2 protein-coding genes are annotated in these 4,526 nt (G+C 75.7%); both read left to right on the forward strand.

Annotated features, from left to right (window positions below):
- Positions 1-152 precede the first annotated feature (152 nt).
- Positions 153-3,407 (forward strand): ATP-dependent helicase, encoded by a 3,255-nt coding sequence (locus FNQ90_RS13580; RefSeq protein ID WP_323379943.1) that lies wholly within the window; start codon positions 153-155, stop codon positions 3,405-3,407.
- A 285-nt stretch (positions 3,408-3,692) separates the two neighbouring features.
- Positions 3,693-4,400, forward strand: a complete 708-nt coding sequence (locus FNQ90_RS13585) for an immunoglobulin domain-containing family protein (RefSeq protein ID WP_182606619.1) — start codon at positions 3,693-3,695, stop codon at positions 4,398-4,400.
- The last annotated feature ends 126 nt before the right edge of the window (positions 4,401-4,526 follow it).

Consider the following 4,526-nt stretch of genomic DNA (forward strand, 5'->3'; position numbering starts at 1 on the left):
CCCCCCGCCGTCCCTCCGACCCCCGCCCGCCCGCGGGCGGGGGTCGGAGGGACGGCGGACCCGGCGTCGTCACCGGCGCCGCCGGGGCGCCCGTCCCCGCCGACGCCCCCGAGAGGGGCGTCGGCGGGGACGGTACCGGTGGCTACCGACTGGTGCGTGCCGACCCGGCGGGGCCGGACGAACGCGCCCTCCCCGTCCCGGACGCCGGCCAGCGCGCGGTGGTTGAGCACACCACCGGTCCGCTGTTGGTCCTGGCCGGGCCCGGGACGGGAAAGACCACCACTGTGGTGGAGACGGTGGCCGAGCGCATCCGTCTGGGGACCGATCCCGAGCGCGTCCTGGTGCTGACCTTCGGCCGTCGCGCCGCCGTGCGGCTGCGCGACGCGATGGCCGCCCGACTCGCCCGCGCCGTCGCGGCTCCGGGACGCCCGCCCGCCGTCACCCCGATGGCGACGACCTTCCACTCCCTGTCCTGGGCCCTGCTCCGCGCCCACCGGGACCGCTCCCTGTACGCCGAGCCGCCCCGCCTGCTCTCCGGCCCCGAACAGGACCTCTTCCTCCGCGAGCTGCTCGCCGGCCAGGTCGAGCTGGAACGCGCCGGACGCGGCCGGACCTGGCCCGAGGAACTGCGGGCCTGCCTGACCACCCGCGGTTTCGCCGACGAGCTGCGGGCGGTGCTGGCCCGCAGCCGGGAACTGGGCCTGGACCCGGGGACCCTGGCCGGTTTCGCCCGCCGCGCCGGCCGCGCCGACTGGGAGGCCGCGGCCGACTTCCTCGCCGAGTACCTGGACGTCACCGAGCAGCAGGGCGTGCTCGACTACGCCGAGCTGGTGCACCGGGCCGCCCGTTTGGTGGAGGACCCCGCGGCGGGCGAGCGGATCCGCGCCGCGTACGACCTGGTGCTGGTGGACGAGTTCCAGGACACCGACCCCGCCCAGGTGCGGTTGTTGCGGGCGCTGGCCGGCGACGGCCGGGACCTGATCGTCCTGGGCGACCCCGACCAGTCCGTCTACGCCTTCCGGGGCGCGGACGTGGGCGGGATCCGGGAATTCCCCCGCGTCTTCCGCGCCCGCGACGGCCGACCCGCGCCCGTCGCCGTGCTGACCACCAACCACCGCGCGGGCGCCGCTTTGGTGGAGGTCTCGGGTCGGCTGACCGCCCGGATGCCGCTCGCCGGCCTGCCCGCCGACGCCGTCCGCGCCCACCGCTCGCCGGTCGCGGTCCGCGGGGGCGGTCGGGCACGGGTGCTGACCTTCCCCGGGCCCGGCGCCGAGACCGCCGGGATCGCCGACCTGCTGCGCCGCGCCCATCTGGAGGACGGCATGCCGTGGCGGGAGATGGCGGTGCTGGTCAGGGCCGGTGCCCGGTCCCTGCCCGCCGTACGGCGCGCCCTGTCGACCGCCGGGGTGCCGCTCCACGTGGACGGCGACGACCTGCCGCTGCGCCACGAACCGGCGGTCGCGCCGCTGCTCACCGCGCTCCGTGCCGCGGCGGTCCCCGACGGACTCGACACCGAAACCGCGTCGGAACTGCTGACCTCCCCTCTCGCCGGCTCGGACGCCGGTGAGCTGCGCCGTCTCGGACGCGCCCTGCGGGACGAGCAGCGGACCGCCGGCGTGGCCGTCCCAGCTCCTTCCGACGTCCTGCTGGCGCGGGCCCTCGCTGAACCCGAACGCCTGGTCGCCCACGGCGCCCCGGGGGTCGAGAGGCTGGGCCTGCTGCTGCGCAAAACCCGCGAACTCCTCGCCGGCGGCGGGACCGCCGAGGCGGCGCTGTGGGAGCTGTGGGACGGCACCGAGTGGCCCCGGCGACTGGAGCGGGCCGCCCGTCGCGGGGGTGCCGCCGGCCGCAACGCCGATCGGGACCTGGACGCGGTGTGCGCCCTGTTCGACGCCGCCGCCCGTGCCGAGGAGCGGGAGGGCGGCCGGGGCGCGCTCAACTTCCTCGCCGAACTCGAGTCGCACGACATCGCCGCCGACACCCGGGCCCCGCGGGCCCTGCGTCCGGACGCCGTCCACCTGATGACCGCGCACCGTTCCAAGGGCCGGGAGTGGTCACTGGTGGTGGTGGCGGGCGTGCAGGAGGGGCTCTGGCCCGACCTGCGGCGACGCGGTTCCCTGCTGGAGGCCGACCGGATCGGCCCGGACGGCCTGGCCGAGCCGCTGAGCCCCGCCGCGCTGCTGGTCGAGGAGCGTCGACTGTTCCACGTGGCCTGTTCGCGGGCCCGCGACCGCCTGGTGGTCACGGCGGTGCGGGGAGCCGAGGACGGTGACCAGCCCTCCCGCTTCCTCACCGAACTGGGGGTGGAGCCGGTGGACGTGACCGGACGTCCGCCCCGACCGCTGGCGCCGGGCCCCCTGGTGGCCGAGCTGCGCGCCACCACGGTGGATCCCCGCGCCTCGCGGGCGCTGCGCCGGGCCGCGGCCCACCGGCTGGCCCGCCTGGCGGCCCTGCGCGACGAGGAGGGCCACGCCCTGGTCCCGGCCGCCCATCCGCAGCGCTGGTGGGGCCTGCGCGAGCCCACCGACCCCGGTGTGCCGGTGCGGGACCCGAACGCCCCGGTGTCGCTCAGCGGCAGCGCCGTCGGCCGGTTGGTGGACCTGTGTTCCCTCCAGTGGTTCCTCGGACGCGAGGTGCACGCCGACGCCCCGGCCACCACCGCCCAGGGGTTCGGCAACGTCCTGCACGTGCTCGCCGACGAGGTGGCCTCCGGCGCCACCCCCGCCGACCTGGACGTGCTGATGGCCCGTCTGGACGGTGTGTGGGACGCCCTCGCCTTCGAGGCGCCCTGGCACTCCCGCCAGGAGCGGGAGCAGGCACGGACCGCCCTGGAGCGGTTCCTGCGCTGGCACGTCCGGCAGGGCGAGCTCGGTCGTCACCCGATCGGCAGTGAACGGGAGTTCGACGTCACGCTGCCCGCCGGCCCGCACCGGGTGCGGATCCGGGGGGTCGTCGACCGGGTGGACCGGGACGCCGAGGGACGGGTGTACGTGGTGGACTTCAAGACCGGCGGCTCCCCGCCGAGTCGGGCGGAGGCCGAGCGGGACCCGCAGCTGGCGGTCTACCAACTGGCGATGCGTCACGACACCGATCCGGCGGACGCTGCGGCGCGGTTGGGCGGCGCGGAACTGGTCCACCTGCGACAGGGGGCGCCCAGGGCCGAGGGGGGCCCGGAGCTGCCGCTGCTGCGGGTGCAGCCGGCTCTTCCCGAGGGCGCCGAGGGCCCCGCGGGCGACGCGGGGGCCGGGGAACCCGGCGACGACCGCTGGGTGGGCCGCCTGCTGGCCGAGGCCGCCGGTCGGGTGCTCGACGAGCGCTTCACCCCCGCGCCGGGTCGGCACTGCGGCCGGTGCGCCTTCCGGGGGGCGTGCTCGGGGCGGGCCGAGGGGCGGCACGTGGTGGAGTGAAGACGCCCGCCCCGGGCCTCGGCGCCCCCGGGTCGAGGGCGTTCCGGGCCGAGGGTGTTCCGGGAGTGGACCGCGCCGACCGGGGCAGGCGTGCACGGCCCGGCGGAGGCCGGCACTCGGTCGTCGGGGGCGGTCGCGGCCCGGCGCCGTCGGCGAGCCCGGGGGGTTCGTGCGGCACCGTGCGGGTGTGATCGGATGTCCTGGTTCTGTGAGCATGAGCAAGGGCGTTCCGGCCACCGTCCCCGGGCGGACCGAGGAACGCGTCCCCGAATGAGGAGCACACCCGTGAAAGCCAAGACGAGCATCCTGTCCGTCCTCGCCACCGGCGCGATGCTGGCGGGCGTCACCGCCTGCGGCGGCGGCGCGTTGGACGGCATGGACGCCGACGAGATCGCCGAGAAGGCCCGGACCTCCATGGCCGAGCTGTCCTCCCTGCGGATGGAGGCGGAGCTGGGCACCCCCGAGGAGGGCGGGGTCTTCGACGTGGCGATGTCCACCGACGGGGACTGCCGGGGCTCCATGAGCATGGAGGGCGCCGAGGTCGAGTTCATGGTCGTCGGCGGCACCTCCTACATGCGGGGCGACGAGTCGTTCTGGTCGCAGCAGGGCATGGACGGCGAGTCCATGCGCGAACTCGTCGGCGACCGCTGGATCGTCGCGCCGGAGGGTCAGGGCGGCTTCGCCGAGACCTGCCAACTCGACAGCTTCCTGGAGGACCTGAACAGTGACTCGGACGAGGACCGCGACTGGGAGCGCGTGGACGGGGAGACCATCGACGGCACCGAGACCGTCGGCATCACCCGCACCGAGGACGACGGCAGCACCGTCACCGTCTACGTCGCCGATGACGACGACGCCCACATCCTGCGCATGGTCAACGACAGCGAGACCGACGGCGGCACCGTCGAGTTCTCCGAGTTCGACGAGGACATCGACGTCGAGGCGCCGGCCGACGAGGACACCGTGGACTTCGCGGAGCTGATGGGCGCCTGAGAAAGTGTTGGGTAACTGATCGGTTGCTTGGTGTGATGTGCGGGTGGTGATCCTCGTGGCCGGGGCGGCGCGAGGATCACCGTCGTGTGTGTTTGTGTGTGCAAGCCCTCCTACGACTCGTCGTTG

Origin of the sequence: Streptomyces alkaliphilus, assembly GCF_014141535.1 — a bacterium.
Taxonomy (GTDB): Bacteria; Actinomycetota; Actinomycetes; order Streptomycetales; family Streptomycetaceae; genus Streptomyces; species Streptomyces alkaliphilus.